Genomic DNA, 24300 nt, shown 5'->3' on the forward strand with positions numbered 1-24300 from the left:
CTCACTTAAAATCTAATGGATAGTTAATCAAAGTATCATAATGTTTAATCGTTACCACATCGGCACTCAGATGGACAATTTCTCCCCCATTGGGTAACAATGCCCCTACACGTAAACGCTCTTTATTCGTCAGTAATAAGTAATTACCATGGCGACTCTGTACAAAGCCAGCCACTGGCGCAGGCAGATACTTGCTTTCATCATGAGAAGGCGCAATATCCTGATAAATTAAAGAAAGAGCGGGGTCCTTTTTCTTTAATGCTGCTAACGTTTCTTGCAAAATGCGTTGATGAGATTCATCCAGTACACCACTGATAACAAAAGAGCGCCGCATTGGCGTAACATTGACAAGCCCCACTAAACCGTTCTCTATTATCGCAGAAATAATATCATCCCCCTGAGACTGATGAGAATGACTAATCTGCCAGTGCAATAACCCGGGAATATCTGCAAGTAATGGTTGAACCTTACGCCATTGCTGATCCATTTGTATATCATCATGAATTAACACGCTTCCCGGCCCTTCGCTGGATACTTCAGCATGCGGGTAACCCATTTTTATCAAAACATCCTGCACTTCTCGTATCAATAAGTCATCACAGATTACATCATCCCGATACATGACCCCCCATGATTCGAGAGTCGCTCTCACCTTTTGCATCTGTTCGCTTGACGAGCAATAACCGGACAACTGCAGGCTTCCATCTTCTTTCCATTGCGCCCGCACATAATGAATATTGCTTTTGTCTAATAAAAACTTAACCCGCAAAGGTAAGTCATTTACCGTTTCAGGCTGACCGCCAATACTTAACAGGACCCCCATTCCACCGATGAAAATCAAGAATACGCCAGCCAACCACCAGTACCCCGATCTGGAAACGGGTATTTGATAATCAGCAAGTTCACAATCCTGTTTACCAAAGGCGATAGCCACTCCCGCAACCTGCAAAACCCCACTGGATGGTAGCGGCTTATTTGGATTAAATCTGCGGCCATTAACTCTAACTCTGGCTTTCCCGGCATCAACAAATAAACTATCTGCCTGTTCTCTCAGAATAATTTTTTCATTTATAGTAAGCGGAATACAAATATCGCATCCTTTCTCCCCCAGTGACAGGTTACCTTCATTCAGCCATACTTCCCGGCCTTGTAAAACGTGACCTAAAAAACGTATTTTCCAGGAACTCTTTGGATTAACCATGAGATATGCCATTATTTACTACTGAGGCTTTAATCAAAAAAAGCCTGATTACACTATGTACTTGAGTCGTATCATTGCGAAACAAATGACCTACGACAGGGATATCGCCCAATAAAGGGATTTTGTTTTGCGAGTGGATTTGTTTACCTTGTTTAAACCCTCCCAGCAATAGACTTTGTCCGGCTAATAATGTGGCTTGCGAAGCAATTTCAGAATTTTGCACTTCGGGTAGCGGATCTGTTTCGCTTTGCGTATCACTTTGTTGTCCATCCTGAATATTAAGATTAAGCATTATTTTTTGCGTGCCATTGTCATTTAACAAGCGAGGTGTAACGCGCAACAAAGAACCCGTAGTGATGGATTCAAGTTTAGCCACTTTTTCTCCCTGCAGTTTGGTATAGAAAGTAATATTTTTATCCAGCACAGCCTGGATATTATTTAAAGTCACCACAGATGGCTGGGAAAGTACATAAGCCTGAGAGCTTTTTTCCAGGGCATTCAAACGCACCATAAAGTTTGAGGTATCGCTGATTACCGTTGAAAAACCGCTAGCACCGCCGTCATTCAAACCTGTATTGAACGCAATTTTCTTGCCACCCAGCGACACTGCCGTTCCCCAGTCGATGCCTAACTGGTTAATATCTCCAGCATTAACATCGATAATTTTCACCGAAATCTCTATCATCTGCTGGCGTTGATCTAATTCTGTGATGAGTTTCCGATACCCGGCCATATTGGCCGCATAATCACGAACGATCACTGCATTCTGGCGTGGGTCGGCAGCAAACATGGGCAATGCCTGTGTAGCGGGTGAACCATTGGTCGTCGATGACGCCGGTACGCTGGTTTTACTCATCTCACGCAATACACTCACGACCCCTGGAACCACGACGGACTGATCGCGATATTGGTATTGGGTATCCATCGCAGTGGCATACTTAAGCGTGTATATACTTACACTCACCGCACTGTCTTTTCGTTTGATTAACGCATTATCCAGCACTGAAGCTAATTGACTAATACGAGTCAGACAGCTGGGAACACCGCTCACCTCCACAGCTCTGGTACCGGTAATTTCTTTAACCTCACATCCCGGTGATGAAAGGATATTCTGGCTGCGTAAGTAATGAATGAACCGTCCAGTAGATAAAATATTGAAAGTGATAACCTGATGTTTTAATAACGATGCAGGATATACATATAACATGCTGCCATCAAACCAGGTAAGCAAATCATATTGTGCTGCCAGGTTATTCAAAATATCGACCGGTGGTCCAGGCGGAATTTTTCCACTAAATGTAGCTGTTATCAATGGGCTAATAGTAATAGCCGTATCATAGTTCTCTGAGAGCAGATGTAAAACCTCTGCTAATGGCATTTGTCTGGCATAAAGGGTGAAGTCATTACCTTTCCATGATAACTCATCACTCTTTGCTGTATTGAGTATAAATAGTAAAATTAAGATTAAACGTTTATTTACTACCATTTTATACCCCACCCGAATAAAGTTTATGGTGATTGCGTATTACATTTTTTAAAATGCAAGTTAAAGCCAGGTGTTTTTCTATCTCAATAGCAATAAGCTCAGAGCTACTACTTGTGGTATAATAACCGTTTAACCATCCCCCATCCGCTGTGAGCTGTATAGCATAATCATGGACGTCCGGGTGTGCTGCAAGCAGTAGTGTCACATAGGCAAGACAAGGCTTAGGTAAGCTTTCCAGGTCATTTAAGAACAAAGAAATAGAAAATGCTTCTGAGAAAATTTCTCCTCTGGCAGGATGCCCATCAATAGTCATTATCCAGGATCGGCTATTACCTTCGGCCTTGATATCCTGAATTAATGGAATGCCTTTTAAAACTGCCAGCATGAATCCCTCCTCAGACATAAATGGGAGTTTCTATCAAATTCGCTCACAACCACATCCGTAAAAAGCCTGATTCACATTTATTTCGACTATACTCTTCTTGTACAATATCAGGATGCTGTCTACATATACCTTGTCACAGGCGATTCTATCATTCGGATTTTCCGATAAATTCACAATTACACTTTCAGCATTGACATAAAAAATTACAATTTGAAAAATTATTTATTAAATAAACTGTTACGATGTTTTTACATCGCCACCTTATTAAAAAGTAATTGTAGTCATCGACTGGGTTATATATGAAGAAATTTATCTTCCTAATGATAACACCATCGATTAATCTTCTGATGAAACTATATGTACTGCGATAGTGATCAAGTGCCAAAGATTTTGCAACAGGCAACTGGAGGAAAGCATTATGAATTTGCTCAATCTCAAGAATACGCTGCAAACATCTTTAGTAATCAGGCTAACTTTTTTATTTTTATTAACAACAATAATTATTTGGCTGCTATCTGTGCTTACCGCAGCTTATATATCAATGGTTCAGAAACGGCAGCATATAATAGAGGACTTATCCGTTCTATCCGAGATGAATATTGTACTAAGCAATCAACGGTTTGAAGAGGCTGAACGTGACGCTAAAAATTTAATGTATCAATGCTCATTAGCGACTGAGATTCATCATAACGATATTTTCCCTGAGGTGAGCCGGCATCTTTCTGTCGGTCCTTCAAATTGCACGCCGACGCTAAACGGAGAGAAGCACCGTCTCTTTCTGCAGTCCTCTGATATCGATGAAAAAAGCTTTCGTCGCGATAGTTTTATTCTTAACCATAAAAATGAGATTTCGTTATTATCTACTGATAACCCTTCAGATTATTCAACTCTACAGCCTTTAACGCGAAAAAGCTTTCCTTTATACCCAACCCATGCCGGGTTTTACTGGAGTGAACCAGAATACATAAACGGCAAAGGATGGCACGCTTCCGTTGTGGTTGCCGATCAGCAAGGCGTATTTTTTGGGGTGACGGTTAAACTTCCCGATCTCATTACCAAGAGCCACCTACCATTAGATGATAGTATTCGAGTATGGCTGGATCAAAACAACCACTTATTGCCGTTTTCATACATCCCGCAAAAAATACGTACACAGTTAGAAAATGTAACGCTGCATGATGGATGGCAGCAAATTCCCGGATTTCTGATATTACGCACAACCTTGCATGGCCCCGGATGGAGTCTGGTTACGCTGTACCCATACGGTAATCTACATAATCGCATCTTAAAAATTATCCTTCAACAAATCCCCTTTACATTAACAGCATTGGTGTTGATGACGTCGGCTTTTTGCTGGTTACTACATCGCTCACTGGCCAAACCGTTATGGCGTTTTGTCGATGTCATTAATAAAACCGCAACTTCACCGCTGAGCACACGTTTACCAGCACAACGACTGGATGAATTAGATAGTATTGCCGGTGCTTTTAACCAACTGCTTGATACTCTACAAGTCCAATACGACAATCTGGAAAACAAAGTCGCAGAGCGCACCCAGGCGCTAAATGAAGCAAAAAAACGCGCTGAGCAAGCTAACAAACGTAAAAGCATTCATCTTACGGTAATAAGTCATGAGTTACGTACTCCGATGAATGGCGTACTCGGTGCGATTGAATTATTACAAACCACCCCTTTAAACATAGAGCAGCAAGGATTAGCTGATACCGCCAGGAATTGTACACTGTCTTTGTTAGCTATTATTAATAATCTGCTGGATTTTTCACGCATCGAGTCTGGTCATTTCACATTACATATGGAAGAAACAGCGTTACTGCCGTTACTGGACCAGGCTATGCAAACCATCCAGGGGCCGGCGCAAAGCAAAAAACTGTCATTACGTACTTTTGTCGGTCAACATGTCCCTCTCTATTTTCATACCGACAGTATCCGTTTACGGCAAATTTTGGTTAATTTACTCGGGAACGCGGTAAAATTTACCGAAACCGGAGGGATACGTCTGACGGTCAAGCGTCATGAGGAACAATTAATATTTCTGGTTAGCGATAGCGGTAAAGGGATTGAAATACAGCAGCAGTCTCAAATCTTTACTGCTTTTTATCAAGCAGACACAAATTCGCAAGGTACAGGAATTGGACTGACTATTGCGTCAAGCCTGGCTAAAATGATGGGCGGTAATCTGACACTAAAAAGTGTCCCCGGGGTTGGAACCTGTGTCTCGCTAGTATTACCCTTACAAGAATACCAGCCGCCTCAACCAATTAAAGGGACGCTGTCAGCGCCTTTCTGCCTGCATCGGCAACTGGCTTGCTGGGGAATACGCGGTGAACCACCCCACCAGCAAAATGCGCTTCTCAACGCTGAGCTTTTGTATTTCCCCGGAAAACTCTACGACCTGGCGCAACAGTTAATATTGTGTACACCAAATATACCAGTAATAAATAATTTGTTACCTCCCTGGCAGTTGCAGATTCTTTTGGTTGATGATGCCGATATTAATCGGGATATCATCGGCAAAATGCTTGTCAGCCTGGGCCAACACGTCACTATTGCCGCCAGTAGTAACGAGGCTCTGACTTTATCACAACAGCAGCGATTCGATTTAGTACTGATTGACATTAGAATGCCAGAAATAGATGGTATTGAATGTGTACAATTATGGCACGATGAGCCGAATAATTTAGATCCTGACTGCATGTTTGTGGCGCTATCCGCTAGCGTAGCGACAGAAGATATTCATCGTTGTAAAAAAAATGGGATTCATCATTACATTACCAAACCAGTGACATTGGCTACCTTAGCTCGCTATATCAGTATTGCCGCAGAATACCAACTTTTACGAAATATAGAGCTACAGGAGCAGGATCCAAGTCGCTGCTCAGCGCTACTGGCGACAGATGATATGGTCATTAATAGCAAGATTTTCCAATCACTGGACCTCTTGCTGGCTGATATTGAAAATGCCGTATCGGCTGGACAAAAAATCGATCAGTTAATTCACACATTAAAAGGCTGTTTAGGTCAAATAGGGCAGACTGAATTGGTATGCTATGTCATAGACATTGAGAATCGCGTAAAAATGGGGAAAATCATCGCGCTGGAGGAACTAACCGACTTACGCCAGAAAATACGTATGATCTTCAAAAACTACACCATTACTTAATATTATCTTAATTTTCGCGAGGGCAGCAAAATGAAAGAATATAAGATCTTATTAGTAGACGATCATGAAATCATCATTAACGGCATTATGAATGCCTTATTACCCTGGCCTCATTTTAAAATTGTAGAGCATGTTAAAAATGGTCTTGAGGTTTATAATGCCTGTTGCGCATACGAGCCTGACATACTTATCCTTGATCTTAGCTTACCTGGCATCAATGGCCTGGATATCATTCCTCAATTACATCAGCGTTGGCCAGCAATGAATATTCTGGTTTACACAGCATACCAACAAGAGTATATGACCATTAAAACTTTAGCCGCAGGTGCTAATGGCTATGTTTTAAAAAGCAGTAGTCAGCAAGTTCTGTTAGCGGCATTGCAAACAGTAGCAGTAAACAAGCGTTACATTGACCCGACGTTGAATCGGGAAGCTATCCTGGCTGAATTAAAGGCTGACACGACCAATCATCAACTGCTTACTTTGCGCGAGCGTCAGGTTCTTAAACTTATTGACGAGGGGTATACCAATCATGGGATCAGCGAAAAACTACATATCAGTATAAAAACCGTCGAAACACATCGGATGAATATGATGAGAAAGCTACAGGTTCATAAAGTGACAGAGTTACTTAACTGCGCCCGAAGAATGAGGTTAATAGAGTATTAACCAGGGGCATCCGATGGTATTAAGCATTGGTCATATTTTGATGAGCCTTACGCCACGCAGTATTGCTCATCATCGACAAAATCCATACGGATGCCCTGGTATGCCGCACCATTTATCACTACCTTAGTCTTCATTTAATCATGATATAGTAGAATCCCCTTATTTAACGGGCTTTACCATGTCGTATTCTATCGGCGAATTTGCCAGACTATGCGGTATCAATGCCGCCACGCTAAGGGCATGGCAGCGACGCTATGGTTTATTGAAACCGCAGCGTACTGATGGCGGGCATCGCTTATACAGCGATGACGATATTCGACAAGCGCTTAGCATCCTCGACTGGGTGAGAAAAGGCGTACCGATAAGTCAGGTCAAACCCTTACTGTCGCGTCCGGTCATTCGCCTGGGCGATAACTGGATAACGATTCAGGAGACGATGCTTCAACATCTCCACGAAGGGCGAATTGACGCGCTGCGGCAGTTGATTTATGACTGTGGCCGGGAATATCCCCGCGCAGAACTGGTGACCCATTTATTGCGTCCGTTGCGCAGCAAAGTGTCCGCGCATCTTCCCGCCGTGATGACGCTGCGCGAAATACTGGATGGCATCATTATTGCCTACACCTCTTTTTGCCTTGAAGGCGACAGAAAAGCGCCTGGCAACAATGCCTTTATTAGCGGATGGCATCTCTCGGATCACTGTGAAATCTGGCTGGAAGCGTTGACTCGTACCGGACAAGAGCTGCGGCTCAATGTGCTTCCCTCTCCACCAGCCGTTCTGGCGCCCGAGCTGTTCGCCCAGAGAAAATGGTTCCTGGTGACCACCGGCAAGCTCACTGCCGGGCAGAAAAAACAGCTTGCCCAGTGGCGCAACGTGGTCGCTTCGCTGGAGGTTATCACACTATAAGCGCTGAAATAGATTTCTTCCCCTCATTCTATCTTATTGATATTTAGCTACGTCAAAAAAAATCTCCGCGAAAACTTAGACAAAAAAACAAAGTTGTGTAAGTTTTAGATCAGCGTGAGATAACATTTTGCGCCATCGGCGTCAGTCGTCGTACTTTCAATAAGGGGGAATCATGAATAACAAACCCGTAGTCGGCATTAGCGGATGTCTGACTGGCGCCGCGGTACGCTTTGATGGCGGACATAAGCGTATGGATTTTGTCATGAACTCTCTGGCGCCGTGGGTGACCTACAAACCGATCTGTCCGGAGGTGGCGATCGGCCTGCCCGTTCCTCGCCCTGCGCTGCGTCTTATCCAGACGACCTGTGGCGACATTCGGATGCGCTATAGCCATGCCCCGCACGATGACGTTACCGAGCGAATGAATGCCTTTGCCGATCGGTTTCTGCCAACAATAGGCGAACTGGCGGGGTTTATTGTGTGTGCAAAATCGCCCAGTTGCGGAATGGAGCGCGTTCGCCTGTATGATGAAAAGGGTAACAGGGGCCGCAAAGCTGGCACGGGGCTGTTTACCGCTGCGATGATGGACAAATATCCCTGGCTGCCGATAGAGGAAGATGGTCGCCTGCACGATCCGGTACTACGCGAGAATTTCATCGCACGTATTTTCGCGCTACATGAATTAAATGCGCTACGCGCGCTGGGCTTGAGTCGTCACAGTTTGCTCGCGTTTCATAGCCGATATAAACTTCAGCTTCTCGCCCACCACCAGGCCGGCTACCGCGAAATTGGCCCTTTCGTCGCGCGTCTGCATGAGTGGGACGATCTGGATGCCTTCTTTGTCCGATACAGAGAAAAACTGATGGCTATCCTGCGCCACCCCGCTTCACGTAAAAATCACACCAATGTGCTGATGCATATCCAGGGCTATTTTCACCGCGCGTTGAACAGCAGGCAACGCGCGGAATTACGCGAGGTGATTCTCGGCTACCGGGCGGGCCGACTACCTATCCTGGCACCGTTAACGCTGCTGAAGCACTATCTGGCGGAACATCCGGATGACTATCTACGCAGCCAGAATTATTTTGAGCCGTACCCTGATACATTAGGGCTGCGCTTAGCCATCACCTGATAACCCTGCGCATCGCTAACGGCGGGCAACCTGCCCGCCATGGTGACAATCGCGACAATTCAAAGGCGATGTCGTTATTGCCAACAGACTGTTTCCACCCTGATAGCGGCTATGACCGCGCCAGAGCGTTAATCACGGTTTCCATAGCCTGTTTTTCTAACGCGCTACGTTGGATGCGTTGATTCGCCAGCGCGGTTCTTAACACGCCCGCAATAACAATATATTTAGGCTCCTGCCCCAAATCGCGCATTTCCAGCACGACCTTGCCCACCACCCGGCACATCTCGCGGTACAGTTCGTCATCTTTTGTCGGTTTTGTCATACGTTTTACTCGTCGCCAGCTCAAACCAACAGAATATAACAGTCTTCTCAATTAAACAAAATTTGATGCAAATCAAAGAAATAACGCAGTTTATTATTCATGGCTCATACGTTGTTCGTATTCTGGTCTCTGGCGAGGCCATTTTTTCGAAACGCCTAATCAGTTCCGCCAGGCTACCGGCCTGCATTTTTTCCATGACTCTGGCGCGGTGCACCTCTACGGTACGCACCGCGATATTCATCGCTTCCGCAATTTCACGGTTCATAAATCCTTTTGCCACCAGGCTGGCCAGCTCACGCTCTTTCGGCGTCAACTGCTGGTAACACAGTATAATCTCACGGCGCGCCACCGCTGCCGATGAAACCGTCAGCGCACGCTCCAGCGCCGCCTGTAGCGGTTTTACCGATACCGGTTTTTGCAGAAAATCGACGGCGCCGCGTTTCATCTGCTCCACGGCCATCGGTACATCGCCATGCCCGGTAAGAAAAACAACCGCCAGGGTACTTCCGCACTGGCGCAACGCATCATGAACGCCCTGCCCATCCAGTACCGGCATTCGCATATCCAGTAATACGACTCCGGCCTGATACAGACTGGCCTGCGCCAAAAAATCCGCCCCCTGCGTCCAGCATTTTACGTCATACCCCAGACTTTCCAGTAAAAACGCGCACGCGTTAGTGACCGCCGTATCATCATCCAGTAGATGAATTGTCGCCATCCCTGCCCCCATGTTCATGTAAGAAATGTATCGTGACCACCGTTCCCGACAGACCGTCCGGCGCGGTCTGGTTCCTGATGCTGATATCGCCCCGCCCATACCGCACCAGCCGCTGGCAAATCGCCAGCCCTAAGCCCATCCCCTCTTTGCGGGTGGTCATAAACGGCTGAAACGCCTGACGTAATAGCGCCTCATCGATTCCCCCGGCGTTATCCTGTAAAACGATGCTGATGCCGTTTTCAGTGCGTTCAGCAACGATCCATAAATGGGTGGCGCCCGCCTGAGCCGCATTAAGAATGATATTCGCCAGCACCTGTTCCAGCAGCACTGACGGCAGCGTTACGCGCAGCGCAGCGCTAACCTCGGTATGCAGAGTCACTGTCGGAAACTGTTGCGCCATACGCAACAATTGCCAAACATGATCTATCGCCTCCCGAATGGCTATGGCCTTCCACGCTTCGGTTAGCACCGGGTTGCCCTGCGCCTGGCTGACCCAGTGACGCAGGTTACGCAGAGTATCCGCACCGCGTTGCGCCTGCTGGTCAATCTGCTCCAGCGCCGGCAGCAAGGGATGCTGTTCATCTGCAGCGCGCAGTCGAATCAGGCACCCCTGGGCATAATGTCGAATCGCGGAAAGCGGCTGATTAAGCTCATGGGCAAACCCGGAGGTCATTTCACCCAACACGCTCATTTGCCGGGCGGTTTCCAGCGCCCGCTCATGCTGATGAAGAACTACGCTATTACGTTCCAGTTGCTTTCCACGTCGACGCACCAGCAGCATGACCCAAATATAATTGAGCGTGAGCAACAGGAACGCCAGAATCACGCCGCCGACCATTAGCTGGTGCTGGATTAACCAACTTTTGACATCCAGCCACAGTCGACGCTGCTGAGGGTGCTGACGAACATCACGCAGCAACGCTTCCACCTGACTGGTCGACGCTGGCGCGCCCCAGTGAAATGACGCGGCGGCGGGCGCGTTGAATAGCGCTCGCGTTACGCGATCCGCCAGCGCATCGCTTACCGCAGGTAGCGCCGCGAACGACCAGTCAGGATATAACGGCGTACTGGTTAAGCAAGGCAGGGGCGTCGGTCGGGCAAGCAGCGCGATAAAGTCCTTTTTATTAATCAATCCTTCCTGATCCATATTTTCTAACAGACACACTGGCACAATTGCCGCCTGCACCGCTTTTTCGCGCAGCATATAGACTAAGGCATCGCCAGGAAATCCGGTAAAACGAAGATGAAAGTCGCGCTCCGGGCGTAAGCCCGCGTCGCTGAGCGCTTTATAGCCTAATAAATAGCCGCCAAATGCCTGAGCATCAATCGCGCCGACGGTCTTACCGATGAGATCATGCGCCGTGGTGATGCCGCTATCGCGCCGGGTCAAAATCACGCTGCCAATAACATTACTCACCGCTTTCCCATCGCGCGTGGAGCGCAGGGAAGCTAACCAGCGCAGCGGCGCATGGCTGTTCAGTTGGACAAATTGCGCCGGGTTGGTTATCACAAACTGCACGGTTCCCTGGTTAACGGCCTCCTGCATTTGATGCAGATCCAGCGGCTGGATGTGAAAGGTTTCGCCTGGAAGCTGTTGGCTTAATGTCTTTGCCAACGGTTGCCAGTGGCTACGCGTAGACGCCTCGCCGCGCATAGCCAAAATACCGATATTCCACGTCCCTGCCCACGCGCCATGACAAAGTAGCCCTACTGCCGCCAACACCGCCAGGCGCCTTACGGTTTTACCTCTCACCCCAATATCCCTGTCAATTATGTTGTTTTAGATCAACAACAAGCCGGGTATGTGGTTAACCACAATAGAGTGCACCCCGTCTCGATTTTTACACTGTAAATCATCAACATTTTTTATTCATTACACATGAACCAACATCGTGACAAATGTTTCATTGTTGGCAATGTGGACGGGAGTCAATATGGACAGCAGTAAACGGCTATTTCTCCAGCAACTCGGCGTCCTGACCGCTGGCGCCTCGCTGGTTCCGCTGGCTGAAGCGAAATTTCCTTTTTCGCCGGAGCGGCATGAAGGCTCTCCCCGACACCGTTACGCCATGCTTATCGACCTGCGGCGTTGTATCGGCTGTCAGTCCTGTACCGTAAGTTGCACTATTGAAAACCAAACGCCGCAGGGCGCATTTCGTACGACGGTGAACCAATACCAGGTCCAGCGTGAAGGTAGTCAGGAAGTCACGAATGTGCTATTGCCGCGTCTGTGCAACCATTGCGATAACCCCCCCTGTGTGCCGGTCTGCCCGGTACAAGCCACCTTTCAGCGGGAAGACGGCATTGTGGTGGTGGATAACAAACGCTGCGTCGGCTGCGCCTATTGTGTCCAGGCGTGTCCTTACGACGCTCGATTTATCAATCATGAAACGCAAACTGCCGATAAATGCACGTTTTGCGTCCATCGTCTGGAAGCCGGGCTGTTACCCGCTTGCGTAGAGTCCTGCGTCGGCGGCGCGCGTATTATTGGCGATATCAAAGATCCCCATAGCCGCATCGCCACCATGCTTCATCAACATCGCGACGCTATCAAGGTATTAAAGCCGGAAAACGGCACGTCGCCCCATGTTTTCTATCTGGGTCTGGACGACGCCTTTGTCACCCCATTAATGGGCCGTGCGCAGCCCGCGCTTTGGCAGGAGGTCTGAATGACGCATTCACTCATCATTGAAGAAGTGCTGGCTCACCCGCAGGACATTAGCTGGCTGCCGTGGGCGGTACAATATTTCTTTTTTATTGGCATTGCCGCCTGCGCCGCACTGTTTGCCTGTTATCTTCACTGGCGGAAAAAAGACGCCGCAACAGAAGAAAATCGGGCATTACTGATTGCCATTACCTGTGCGATTACCGCACCGCTGGCGTTGACGGCGGATCTGCACCAGACCGCCCGCGTCTGGCATTTCTATGCCTGGCCGACGCCCTGGTCGTGGATGCCCTGGGGAGCGTTGTTCCTGCCGCTGTTTACCGGGTTTCTCGCTCTGTGGTTCCTGGCGCAGCAGATAAAACGATTACTCAATAAAAGTTACAACGTCACTAAATGGTTGGCGTTAGCCAGCGCACTTTGCGCGGTGGGCCTGTTGATTTATACCGGCCGCGAAGTCTCCGTTGTGCTGGCGCGTCCAATCTGGTTTAGCTACGCCTTCCCCGTGGCGATGTTTCTTAGCGCCTTACAGGCGTTCTTCGCGCTGATGATTGTCGCCGCCCGACGCGACTCGGTAAGGCTGCCAAAAATATTGTGGGGACAACTCTGGACGCTGGCGGCGCTGGGGCTGGTTGTGGCCATGTGGGTTAGCGGCGATACGCTTTCCGGCACGGCAATCCGTCAGTGGATTACTGTCGCCCTGTCAGCCAAATATTACGCTGTCGGCTGGCTAGCGCTGTGGGTATTCACACTACTGTTCTGTAGCCTGGCGCTACGTCATCCGTTATCGCAGCTAAGACGCGTCCTGCTGGTTCTGAGCGCGCTGGCGCTATGTTGGCTGATGCGCTGGACATTGTTGATTCAGGTACAAACCGTACCCAAGTTTAACGCGCAATTTAACCCTTACTCGTTACCAGGCGGAACGGATGGCTGGCTGGCTATTCTCGGCACCTTTGGCCTGTGGATAGCGCTACTGATTATTATTCGTGAAACGCTGAACGGACTCACCAGGAGATTACAACATGGCTAATTTAACCCGTCGTCAGTGGCTAAAAGTCGGTCTCGCCGTCGGTGGGATGGTCACTTTTGGTCTGAGCTACCGTGATGTGGCGAAACGCGCAATTGATGGCCTGTTAAACGGGACGTCCGGCAAGGTAACGCGCGACCGCATCTTTGGCAATGCGTTAATTCCGGAGGCGCAGGCGCAAACGCACTGGCAGCAAAATCCACAACAAACCATCGCCATGACGCAATGCTTCGGCTGTTGGACACAGTGCGGTATCCGCGCCCGGGTTAATGCCGATGGCAAAGTGATACGCATCGCCGGCAATCCCTATCACCCCTTGTCGCAGGAACACCCGATTGACTCGTCCGTCCCTTTTAGCGAAGCCATGGAGCAACTGGCGGGAGAAAGCGGTCTTGACGCCCGCTCAACCGCCTGCGCGCGCGGCGCCACGCTGCTGGAAAGCCTGTACAGTCCGCTGCGACTGCTTGAACCAATGAAACGCGTGGGTAAACGCGGCGAAGGGAAATGGCAGCGCATCAGCTTTGAGCAGCTTATTGAAGAAGTCGTGGAAGGCGGCGATCTGTTTGGCGAAGGTCATGTGGACGGACTGCGCGCTATTCATGCGCCGGATACGCCAATTGACGCAAAGCACCCCAGTTTCGGGCCCAAAACCAATCAGTTACTGGTCACGAATACCAGCGACGAAGGCCGCGATGCGTTTCTGCGTCGTTTTGCGCTAAATAGCTTCGGCAGCAAGAATTTCGGCGCGCATGGCGCCTACTGTGGACTGGCTTACCGGGCCGGCTCCGGGGCGCTGATGGGCGATCTGGATAAAAACCCGCATGTCAAACCCGACTGGGAAAACGTGGAGTTTGCGCTCTTTATGGGCACCTCCCCGGCACAGTCCGGTAATCCCTTTAAACGCCAGGCGCGTCAGTTGGCGAGCGCCCGGCTGCGTGAGAATTTTCAATACGTCGTGGTCGCCCCCGCCCTCCCCTTATCAACGGTGCTCGCCGATCCTCGCGGTCGCTGGCAACCGGTCATGCCCGGCAGCGATTCGGCGCTGGCAATGGGGATGATCCGCTGGATCATGGATAATCAACGTTATAATGCTGATTATCTGGCGATTCCCGGCGTACAGGCGATGCAGCAGGCCGGCGAGCAAAGTTGGACCAACGCCACGCACCTGGTCATTGCGGATGAACTGCCGACGCTTGCCGGACAACACCTGACGCTGCGCCATCTTACGCCCGATGGCAAAGAGACCCCTGTCGTACTGAATACCGACGGCGAGTTGGTCGATGCATCCACTTGCCGACAGGCACGGCTTTTCGTGACGCAGTACGTTACGCTCGCCGACGGCCAGCGGGTCACGGTGAAGAGCGGGTTGCAACGCCTGAAAGAGGCGGCAGAAAAGCTCTCGTTGGCGCAATACAGCGAACAGTGCGGCGTGCCGGAAGCGCAAATTATCGCGCTGGCGGAAACCTTTACCAGTCACGGACGTAAAGCTGCGGTCATCAGTCACGGCGGCATGATGGCCGGCAATGGGTTTTATAACGCCTGGTCGGTCATGATGCTTAACGCGCTGATCGGCAACCTCAGCTTGTCCGGCGGCGTCTTTGTCGGCGGCGGCAAATTCAACGGCGTTAGCGACGGCCCCCGCTACAACATGAACAGTTTTGCCGGAAAAGTGAAACCGTCAGGGTTAAGTATTGCCCGTAGCAAAACCGCTTATGAAGCATCGGAAGAATACCGCGACAAAATTGCCGGCGGGCAATCCCCTTATCCAGCCAAAGCGCCGTGGTATCCCTTTGTGGCAGGCCAGCTTACCGAACTGTTGACCTCCGCGCTCGAAGGCTATCCTTATCCGCTTAAAGCCTGGATTTCCAATATGAGCAACCCGTTTTACGGTGTTCCCGGTCTACGCGCCGTGGCGGAAGAAAAGCTAAAAGACCCTCGCCGACTGCCGCTCTTTATCGCGATTGACGCCTTTATGAATGAAACGACGGCGCTGGCGGATTACATTGTGCCGGATACGCACAATTTTGAGAGCTGGGGCTTTACGGCACCCTGGGGCGGCGTAGCCAGTAAAGCCACTACCGCCCGCTGGCCGGTTGTCGCCCCCGCCACTCACCGAACGGCGGACGGGCAACCTGTCTCAATGGAAGCATTTTGTATTGCGGTAGCAAAACGGCTCCGTCTGCCTGGCTTCGGCGACCGGGCGATAACCGATCCGCAGGGCAATACTTTTCCACTGAACCGGGCGGAAGATTTCTATCTGCGCGTAGCCGCTAATATCGCCTTTATGGGCAAGACGCCGGTCGCGCTGGCAAATCAGGAAGATATTTCGCTTACCGGCGTCAGCCGCATTCTGCCAGCAATTCAGCACACGCTTAAAGCTGATGAGGTCGGTCGCGTGGCGTTTATCTACTCGCGTGGCGGCCGGTTTGCGCCCGAGGATAGCGGCTATACGGAGCAACGGTTAGGTAACGCGTGGAAAAAACCCTTACAGATCTGGAATGCAGATGTCGCCGCCCACCGTCACGCCATCACCGGGGAGCGTTTCAGCGGTTGCCCGGTCTGGTATCCGGCGCGTTTGTCAGATGGTCGTGCGATTGACGACCAGTTTCCCATTGGGCAATGGCCGCTGAAACTGATTTCATTTAAATCAAATACCATGTCCAGCTCAACAGCCGTCATCCCGCGCTTACACCATGTGAAGCCAGCAAACCTGGTGGCGCTGAATCCGCAAGACGGCGAGCGTTATGGACTGCAACATGGCGATCGGGTACGGATCATTACGCCGGGCGGTCAGGTCGTGGCGCAAATCAGTTTGTTAAATGGCGTGATGCCAGGCGTCATCGCCATCGAACACGGATATGGCCACCGCGAGATGGGCGCAACGCAGCACTCTCTGGACGGCGTGCCTATGCCGTATGATCCACAAATCAGGGCAGGCATAAATCTTAACGATCTGGGCTTTGCCGATCCGACAAGAACCATTACCAACACCTGGCTCGACTGGGTTTCTGGCGCGGCGGTACGTCAGGGGCTGCCGGCAAAAATCGAGCGTATATAACCCCAGGGCCGGAGAGCGATATCGTCTTATTTCGTCGAGGGTAGCGACTGATAAGCGAACGCTGTCCGGCTGCATATACTCACTGAATCGTGCAAGCCCAACTATTTTACGTTCACCTCGTCATATTACATAGAAAATATATGACAACACTCACAAAACTATTTTCCCCTTCTGTAAGCAATTAATATTTAACACATTGACTGCGCTTCTGATTATTGACATTCATTTGGGGTTACTTCCGGTTGACCGCATAATCTGTGATTGAATTCACCGCATGACAACATTGCCATAAATACAATTCAACTCACTACCCGGAGGCAATATGTTTAAAGAAGAAAGACGTCATGCCATCATTAATTTACTGATAAAGGATAATAGTGTTAGCGTCAGTAAACTTTCAGACCTTTATAAGGTTAGCCAGGAGACTATTCGTTCCGATCTACGCTATTTCCAGAAATCAGGTATGCTTCAGCGTTGCTATGGCGGAGGGATTTTAAACCGTGACGCGCTGAGTAAGCTTATCACTGAAAATAAGATTGATATCTCCAGCACTATCGCCACGCCAATCCATCAGGATGCAAAACTGCGCCGGGAAAACACAAAAAAAGCAGGCAAGGTGTGTGTTTTAGGCTCCTTCAATATTGATGTTTCAGCAACCGTGCCGTGGTTTCCACAAAGCGGAGAATCCATTCTGGCCAGTCAATTTGGATTCTATCCTGGCGGTAAAGGAGCCAACCAGGCTTTAGCGGCAAACAATGCCGGCGCTGCGGCGCATTTTATTTTTAAAGTGGGTAAAGATCAGTTCAGCGCATTTGCTATGAATCATATTATTCAATCAGGCATCACCTCATACAGCGCGTATCAAACAGATAAAGCGCCCACCGGTAGCGCATTGATCTATGTCTCCGCCGTGGATGGCGATAATATTATCGCCATCTACCCTGGCGCCAATATGATGCTCACCACGCAAGAGATTAACGAGCAACACCGTTATATCGCCGAGTCTGACGTTATGTTAATGCAGCTCGAAACGAACATTGAAGCGTTGACTGAATTTATTCGCCTGGGCAAACAAGAAAATAAAATGATCATGCTGAATCCTGCCCCCTATACGAAACAGGTGACGCATTTATTATCTGATATTGACATCATCACGCCGAATGAAACTGAAGCCTCTTTTTTATCCGGCGTAACCATTACTGATATTAATGATGCGAAAAAAGCCGGGAATATTATTCTGCAATCCGGGGTGAAAAAAGTCATCATTACCCTTGGCGCCCGTGGCTCTCTGCTCTGTGAGCACGCCCGCACGTTGTATATTCCTGCATGGAGCGCCGTGGTAAAAGATGCCGCTGGAGCCGGTGACGCTTTTAATGGCGCCTTAGCCGCCGCGCTGGCGCGACAAGCAGATATGGTCGCAGCCATTCAATATGCCTCCGCTTTCGCTTCTCTGGCGGTGGAACAAGTCGGTGCGTCGAGTATGCCTCAGCACTTGCAGGTTTTACATCGAATGCGTACCCAATCTAATAAAGTCATTAACATTAATTAACAGGTGACATAATGAAAATTTTATTTATTGGCGAATCCTGGCACATTCATATGATTCACTCTAAAGGTTTTGATAGCTTTACATCGAGCAAATATGAAGAAGGCGCAGACTATTTATTATCCTGCTTACGCCAGGGTAATATCGATGTGGACTACATGCCTGCCCATATTGTGCAAACTCGTTTTCCACAAACCGCCGAAGCATTAGCCTGCTATGATGCGATCGTCATCAGTGATATCGGTAGCAATACGTTCCTGCTACAAAACAGAACCTTTTATAATATGGACATTATTCCTGATGCATTACAACTTATCGCCGATTATGTTGCTGAGGGCGGCGGTCTGTTAATGATCGGCGGGTATTTATCCTTTACGGGAATAGAAGCAAAAGCCAATTATAAAAATACGGTTCTGGCGGAGGTATTGCCGGTTGATATGCTGGATGTAGATGACCGCGTAGAACTACCGCAAGGATGTAAAGCAGTAAATACTGCGGTAGAGCATGTTATTACCCAGCCATTTAGCGAATGGCCGCCGCTATTGGGCTATAACAAGCTTATCGCCAAAGAAAATAGTCAGGTCCTTGCTGAAATTAATGGCGATCCACTGTTAGTTATGGGTACTTACCATAAAGGGAAAGTATGTTGCTTTGCCAGTGATTGTTCACCGCACTGGGGAAGCCCGCAGTTTCTGCAATGGGAACATTACGCCACCTTCTGGTGTAATGTTTTACACACAATAAAAAAATAATATTACCCAGGCGAATATAAATTTCGCCTGCCCTGCCACACACTGAGTCATTAAGAATATGAATGATACTTATCTCTATGGCGAAATGTTTTCTGAAAACATATTGACAAGCTATCGGATTTATGGAGACAGAAAATCATTACTCACGCCGCTCATTATCCTTCACGGCGGCCCTTCTGGCGGCTTTGATTATTTATTAAATTATCGCCATCTGGCTGATGACGGGCGCATGGTAATATTTTACGATCAATATGGCTGCGGTCGTTCAACGCATTTTCCTCATGCCGACGCGTCTTTCTGGACTATTGCGCGTTATCTCCGTCAATTAACCCAATTAATTAATCACCTGGGTATCGGACAAGGGTATTCGATACTGGGACATTCCTGGGGCGGAATGCTTGCCGCAGAGCACGCCTGCTTACAGCCTGCCGGGCTTCGCGGGGCGATACTGGCCAGTTCGCCGGCCAGTATCGCCCTGTGGCAACAGGAAGCCATACGGCTCTTTAACGCTCTGACGCCAATGTCCGATGACGATATCAAAAACGTCATTATGCCCGCCGTCATTTATCAAAACCCACCGGAACAGCTGGTCGCTTATTATGCCAGACACGTTTATACCCTCGCGGAAGAAGCCGTTCATGTTCAGCGATCTAATGCGCAGTTCGCCGCCGACCCTACGGGTTATCACATTTTATGGGGAACCAATGAACTGGCGGCAAATGGCAAACTTGCCGACTGGGATATTACGCCCCATTTGTGCCAGATACGCTGTCCTGTTCTGGTACTACGCGGCGAAAACGATCAGGCAACCGAGCGCGTCGTCTCTCCGCTGCTCTCTCACATTTCAGACTGCCGCGCGGTCACTATTCCCGGCAGCAGCCATAACCCGCATGAAGAAAATATCGCGCCCTGCCTCGCAGCGGTAAGCGCGTTTTTACGCGATCTGGCATAAAAAGCCATTAAGGTATTTATCATGAAAAAAGTCAAAAAATTGTCTCTTACCGATTTAGTGCTTTATGGTCTGGTGTTTATGGTGCCTATCGCGCCAGTCTCTCTTTATGGCGTCGTTTATAATCTTTCGCACGGTATGGTTGCGCTGGTTTATATTATTGGCGCGATCGCGATGTTTTTTACCGCGTACAGCTACTCTACCTTATCGCAGCATATCTCCTCGTCGGGTTCGGCCTATGCGTATGCTGGCGTATGCATTAATCCCGCCGTAGGGTTTCTGACCGGATGGATATTACTGCTGGATTATCTTTTGTTCCCTACGCTCGTAGCGGTGCTGGGCGGTGTCGCGGTCCACGCTATTTTACCGCAAATCCCGGTCTGGGTCTGGCCGTTGATTTATGTGGCTATTGGCACCGGAGTCAACTATCTCGGGATACAGCAAACGGCGAAATTCGATAAGTTACTGGTCTTTATTCAACTCGGTATTCTGGCGATTTTCGTGCTACTCATTATCCGTCTGATGATGCAGGACAGTAGTCAGATAACGCTTTCCTTCCGGCCTTTTTTCGATTCACAGTGGTTCACCCCAGGGCTCATCGCGACGGCGATTTCGGTGGCTGCGCTGAACTTTCTCGGCTTTGACGCTATCAGTACATTAAGTGAAGAAAGCGAAGGCGGGGGACGCGCCGTCAGTAAAGCAACGCTGTTGGCGTTAGTTTTGGCGACGGTACTGTTTATTATCGTTGTAGCGTTTGCGGCTTTCGCCACCGGTAATGTCGACCGCTTCGCGGAAGGTAATGCGACGAATGAAGCATTTTTCACCATTGCCGGCAACGTTGGCGGTATCTGGCTCAAAGTGGCATTTTCCATCATTGTGGCGTTTGTGTGCGCCGTCGGCAACATTATTACCGCGCAAACGGCGGTGTCCAGAGTGCTATTTTCAATGGGGCGCGACCGAATGTTGCCCGCCTTCCTCGCTCACGTCCATACCACGCGTAAAACGCCGGATTATGCCATTCTGTTTACCGGCGGCGTCACCCTGCTGCTCAGCTACCTGTTTTCCGGCAAGATTGAATCTATCTCCACGCTGGTGAACTTTGGCGCGCTTTTCGCTTTTTTTGTCGTGAACCTGTGTGTGTTTATCCTGTTCAATTTCCGGATGAAAGCCCAGCGGCGCATTTTCGCCCATGTCATTTCGCCAATCATGGGGATGATCGTCATCGGCTACGTCTGTTTAAACATGAACATTCACGCTCTGATACTCGGAATTAGCTGGGCGGCGATCGGGATAGCGATTCTGTGCTATCGAAAAGCACACAACCAAAACATCGCCATCGACCTGGAAGGCAAAAAGTTGCTCGATTGATGTTATGCGCAACAACACCCACTGTTGCGCAACGCCGCCCCTGTTCGGGCGGCGTCATCGCCAGCGACATCGTAAACAGCGTAATAACAAACCGTTGTGGATCTGCACAGATGTCTTTTGAAACAGGGTTTTCATTTTCCTTTTTTGTAAATTTCAGCGTATAATGCGCGCCAATTGTCTCTTGAATGGTTTCAGCGCATTGGACTGTAAAACTCAACGACTAAAATTATCCCCTTCCCGTTGGGCTGAAACGCGAGCACACATTCCTCTGCACGCTCTTTCGATGTCACCTATCCTTAGAGCGAGGCATCATCACTTTAGCAACACAGGCTTAGCTTCCGGGCCGTGCGCGCCCGAAGCCAGATTTCCATATCCTCCTCAACTTAAAGACTAAGACTGTCATGAAAAAGACGAAAATTGTTTGTACTATCGGTCCGAAAACCGAATCCGAAGAGATGTTAAGCAAAATGCTGGACGCGGGCATGAACGTGATGCGTCTGAACTTCTCTCATGGCGATTATGCAGAACACGGTCAGCGTATCCAGAATTTGCGCAACGTGATGAGCAAAACTGGTAAAAAAGCCGCTATTCTGCTTGATACTAAAGGACCAGAAATCCGCACCATTAAACTGGAAGGCGGTAACGACGTTTCGCTGAAAGCGGGCCAAACCTTTACTTTTACCACCGACAAATCCGTGGTCGGTAATAATGAAATCGTTGCCGTCACCTATGAAGGCTTCACCAGCGACCTGAGCGTTGGCAACACCGTCCTGGTTGACGATGGTCTGATCGGTATGGAAGTGACCGCCATCGAAGGCAATAAAGTCATTTGTAAGGTGCTGAACAACGGCGATCTGGGCGAGAACAAAGGCGTTAACCTGCCGGGCGTTTCTATTGCTCTGCCGGCGCTGGCTGAAAAAGACAAACAGGACCTGATCTTCGGTTGCGAACAGGGCGTTGACTTTGTTGCGGCGTCCTTTATCCGTAAACGTTCTGACGTTGTCGAAATTCGCGAGCATCTGAAAGCCCACGGCGGCGAAAACATCCAGATTATCTCTAAGATCGAAAACCAGGAAGGCCTGAACAACTTCGATGAAATTCTCGAAGCTTCTGACGGCATCATGGTTGCGCGTGGCGACCTGGGCGTAGAAATCCCGGTTGAAGAAGTGATTTTTGCGCAGAAAATGATGATCGAAAAATGTATCCGCGCACGTAAAGTCGTGATCACCGCGACTCAGATGCTGGATTCTATGATCAAAAACCCGCGTCCGACCCGCGCAGAAGCAGGCGACGTTGCGAACGCCATCCTCGACGGTACGGATGCGGTTATGCTGTCCGGCGAATCCGCAAAAGGGAAATACCCGCTGGAAGCCGTTTCTATCATGGCGACCATCTGCGAACGTACCGACCGCGTCATGAACAGCCGTCTGGACTACAACAACGACAGCCGTAAACTGCGCATTACGGAAGCAGTATGCCGCGGCGCGGTAGAAACCGCCGAAAAACTGGAAGCGCCGCTGATCGTGGTAGCGACCCAGGGCGGTAAATCCGCTCGCGCCGTGCGTAAATACTTCCCGGACGCCACCATCCTGGCATTGACCACCAATGAAGTGACCGCCCGTCAGTTAGTACTGAGCAAAGGCGTGGTATCGCAGCTGGTGAAAGAAATCAATTCTACTGATGATTTCTACCGTCTGGGCAAAGATGTCGCCCTGCAAAGCGGCCTCGCCCAGAAAGGCGACGTCGTAGTGATGGTCTCCGGCGCGCTGGTTCCAAGCGGCACCACTAACACCGCCTCTGTTCACGTACTGTAATAATTGTTGTGTGAATTAATTTGTTTAAAAAAGCGCCCTTCCGGCGCTTTTTTTATTTAATCGATAGCCACTATTAATAAAAAAATCAAATCGGATTTTACTATCTAATTGCGGATTATCTAAGAAGAATCCGATGGAAGCCCCCTGTTTTCTTTCGGTTTTTTAGGGACTTTCATGCATTTCGATGCTTCTTTGAGCGAACGATCAAAAATAAGTGCATTCCCATCAAAAAAATATTCTCAACATAAAAAAGTTTGTGTAATACTTGTAACGCTACATGGAGATTAACTCAATCTAGAGGGTATTAATAATGAATCGTACTAAACTGGTACTGGGCGCGGTAATCCTGGGTTCTACTCTGCTGGCTGGTTGCTCCAGCAACGCTAAAATCGATCAGCTGTCTTCTGACGTTCAGACTCTGAACGCTAAAGTTGACCAGCTGAGCAACGACGTGAACGCAATGCGTTCCGACGTTCAGGCTGCTAAAGACGACGCAGCTCGCGCTAACCAGCGTCTGGACAACCAGGCTACTAAATACCGTAAGTAATAGTACCTGCGTAATAAAAATGGCGCACATCGTGCGCCATTTTTTTTACCTATATAACCACACAAAATACAAGGTTATTGTTATGAACCGCACTAACAAACTGATCTTAGGTGCAGTAGTTCTGGGTTCCACGTTACTGGCAGGTTGTTCCAGCAACGCTAAAATCGATCAGTTGTCTTCCGATGTACAGACGCTGAGCGCTAAAGTTGAGCAACTGAGTAATGACGTAAATGCAATGCGTTCCGACGTTCAGGCTGCTAAAGACGATGCTGCTCGCGCGAACCAGCGTCTGGACAACAAAGTAGTATCCCACGTCCGTAAGTAATTTGACGCACGATATAAAATGGCGCACATCGTGCGCCTTTTCTTTACCCACATAACCACTCATAATATAAGGATATTATTATGACCCGTACTAACAAACTGATCTTAGGTGCAGTAGTTCTGAGTTCCACGTTACTGGCAGGTTGTTCCAGCAACGCTAAAATCGATCAGTTATCTTCCGATGTACAGACGCTGAGCGCTAAAGTTGAGCAACTGAGTAATGACGTAAATGCAATGCGTTCCGACGTTCAG

Annotated in this window: 22 protein-coding genes; 16 read left to right on the plus strand and 6 right to left on the minus strand. The window is 49.0% G+C overall.

Features of this window, described 5'->3' with window-relative positions; all coding sequences use genetic code 11:
• Window position 1: 1 nt before the first annotated feature.
• The 3 genes from ssaD to spiC are packed head-to-tail and all read right to left on the minus strand — an operon-like array spanning window position 2 to window position 3090.
• Window positions 2-1213 carry a SctD family type III secretion system inner membrane ring subunit SsaD gene (ssaD, locus tag NA986_RS04945; RefSeq protein ID WP_023216916.1) on the minus strand — a complete coding sequence of 404 codons (1212 nt, stop codon included), beginning with the start codon at window positions 1211-1213 and terminating at the stop codon, window positions 2-4.
• Window positions 1194-2687 (minus strand): SPI-2 type III secretion system protein SpiA, encoded by a 1494-nt coding sequence (gene spiA / locus NA986_RS04950; protein ID WP_000261287.1) that lies wholly within the window; start codon window positions 2685-2687, stop codon window positions 1194-1196. The genes ssaD and spiA overlap by 20 nt, the downstream gene beginning before the upstream one ends.
• A gap of 1 nt (window position 2688) precedes the next feature.
• Window positions 2689-3090 carry an SPI-2 type III secretion system protein SpiC gene (spiC, locus tag NA986_RS04955; protein ID WP_001562740.1) on the minus strand — a complete coding sequence of 134 codons (402 nt, stop codon included), beginning with the start codon at window positions 3088-3090 and terminating at the stop codon, window positions 2689-2691.
• 400 nt (window positions 3091-3490) lie between these two features.
• Here spiC and NA986_RS04960 point away from each other — a divergent pair, with 400 nt between their 5' ends.
• The 4 genes from NA986_RS04960 to mlrB all read left to right on the plus strand — a co-directional run bounded on the left by NA986_RS04960 (window position 3491) and on the right by mlrB (window position 8961).
• A complete protein-coding gene (locus tag NA986_RS04960; protein ID WP_023195244.1) occupies window positions 3491-6253 on the plus strand; it encodes a two component system sensor kinase in 2763 nt (920 codons plus the stop codon).
• Window positions 6254-6283: 30 nt separating this feature from the next.
• The gene (locus tag NA986_RS04965; protein WP_000666334.1) at window positions 6284-6922 is read left to right on the plus strand and encodes a two component system response regulator; all 639 of its coding nucleotides are present in this window, start codon (window positions 6284-6286) and stop codon (window positions 6920-6922) included.
• 178 nt (window positions 6923-7100) lie between these two features.
• On the plus strand, window positions 7101-7829 hold the full coding sequence (locus NA986_RS04970) for a MerR family transcriptional regulator (RefSeq protein WP_000122320.1): 729 nt from the start codon (window positions 7101-7103) through the stop codon (window positions 7827-7829).
• Window positions 7830-8001: 172 nt separating this feature from the next.
• Window positions 8002-8961: a transcriptional regulator MlrB gene (gene mlrB / locus NA986_RS04975; RefSeq protein ID WP_023216614.1), complete on the plus strand. Its 960-nt coding sequence runs from the start codon at window positions 8002-8004 to the stop codon at window positions 8959-8961.
• A gap of 109 nt (window positions 8962-9070) precedes the next feature.
• Here the strand turns inward: mlrB and fumD are convergent, their stop codons facing one another.
• The 3 genes from fumD to ttrS form a co-directional block, all read right to left on the minus strand.
• Window positions 9071-9283 (minus strand): fumarate hydratase FumD, encoded by a 213-nt coding sequence (gene fumD, locus NA986_RS04980; RefSeq protein WP_000165779.1) that lies wholly within the window; start codon window positions 9281-9283, stop codon window positions 9071-9073.
• 97 nt (window positions 9284-9380) lie between these two features.
• Window positions 9381-10001, minus strand: a complete 621-nt coding sequence (gene ttrR / locus NA986_RS04985; protein ID WP_000190927.1) for a tetrathionate respiration response regulator TtrR — start codon at window positions 9999-10001, stop codon at window positions 9381-9383.
• Window positions 9976-11754, minus strand: a complete 1779-nt coding sequence (ttrS, locus tag NA986_RS04990; RefSeq protein ID WP_001214406.1) for a tetrathionate respiration histidine kinase TtrS — start codon at window positions 11752-11754, stop codon at window positions 9976-9978. Before ttrS ends, ttrR begins: the two co-directional genes overlap by 26 nt.
• A 181-nt stretch (window positions 11755-11935) precedes the next feature.
• Between ttrS and ttrB the strand changes: the two genes are divergently transcribed.
• The 12 genes from ttrB to NA986_RS05050 all read left to right on the plus strand — a co-directional run.
• Window positions 11936-12670, plus strand: a complete 735-nt coding sequence (ttrB, locus tag NA986_RS04995; RefSeq protein ID WP_023216615.1) for a tetrathionate reductase subunit TtrB — start codon at window positions 11936-11938, stop codon at window positions 12668-12670.
• Window positions 12671-13693, plus strand: coding sequence for a tetrathionate reductase subunit TtrC (ttrC, locus tag NA986_RS05000; protein WP_023216616.1), 1023 nt, complete (start codon window positions 12671-12673; stop codon window positions 13691-13693).
• A complete protein-coding gene (gene ttrA / locus NA986_RS05005; protein WP_070793851.1) occupies window positions 13686-16748 on the plus strand; it encodes a tetrathionate reductase subunit TtrA in 3063 nt (1020 codons plus the stop codon). Before ttrC ends, ttrA begins: the two co-directional genes overlap by 8 nt.
• Window positions 16749-17070: 322 nt before the next feature.
• Window positions 17071-18297, plus strand: a complete 1227-nt coding sequence (locus NA986_RS05010; protein ID WP_000471823.1) for a PfkB family carbohydrate kinase — start codon at window positions 17071-17073, stop codon at window positions 18295-18297.
• Between the two features lie 11 nt (window positions 18298-18308).
• Window positions 18309-19046, plus strand: a complete 738-nt coding sequence (locus tag NA986_RS05015; protein WP_000697187.1) for a glutamine amidotransferase — start codon at window positions 18309-18311, stop codon at window positions 19044-19046.
• A 58-nt stretch (window positions 19047-19104) separates the two neighbouring features.
• On the plus strand, window positions 19105-19998 hold the full coding sequence (locus NA986_RS05020) for a proline iminopeptidase-family hydrolase (protein ID WP_001000505.1): 894 nt from the start codon (window positions 19105-19107) through the stop codon (window positions 19996-19998).
• 21 nt (window positions 19999-20019) lie between these two features.
• The gene (locus NA986_RS05025) at window positions 20020-21363 is read left to right on the plus strand and encodes an APC family permease (protein ID WP_000756080.1); all 1344 of its coding nucleotides are present in this window, start codon (window positions 20020-20022) and stop codon (window positions 21361-21363) included.
• Between the two features lie 163 nt (window positions 21364-21526).
• Window positions 21527-21757, plus strand: a complete 231-nt coding sequence (gene ynhH / locus NA986_RS05030) for a protein YnhH (RefSeq protein WP_418143684.1) — start codon at window positions 21527-21529, stop codon at window positions 21755-21757.
• Window positions 21758-21764: 7 nt separating this feature from the next.
• On the plus strand, window positions 21765-23177 hold the full coding sequence (pykF, locus tag NA986_RS05035; protein WP_000751447.1) for a pyruvate kinase PykF: 1413 nt from the start codon (window positions 21765-21767) through the stop codon (window positions 23175-23177).
• A gap of 310 nt (window positions 23178-23487) precedes the next feature.
• Complete coding sequence (gene lpp / locus NA986_RS05040) at window positions 23488-23724, plus strand: murein lipoprotein Lpp (RefSeq protein ID WP_001082307.1); 237 nt, start codon at window positions 23488-23490, stop codon at window positions 23722-23724.
• A gap of 82 nt (window positions 23725-23806) precedes the next feature.
• On the plus strand, window positions 23807-24049 hold the full coding sequence (locus NA986_RS05045) for a major outer membrane lipoprotein (protein ID WP_001082328.1): 243 nt from the start codon (window positions 23807-23809) through the stop codon (window positions 24047-24049).
• An 80-nt stretch (window positions 24050-24129) separates the two neighbouring features.
• A partial coding sequence (locus NA986_RS05050) for a major outer membrane lipoprotein (RefSeq protein ID WP_439039721.1) occupies window positions 24130-24300 on the plus strand: 171 nt, incomplete at its 3' end.

It is taken from the genome of Salmonella sp. NW177 (genome assembly GCF_051811585.1).
Classification (GTDB): domain Bacteria; phylum Pseudomonadota; class Gammaproteobacteria; order Enterobacterales; family Enterobacteriaceae; genus Salmonella; species Salmonella enterica.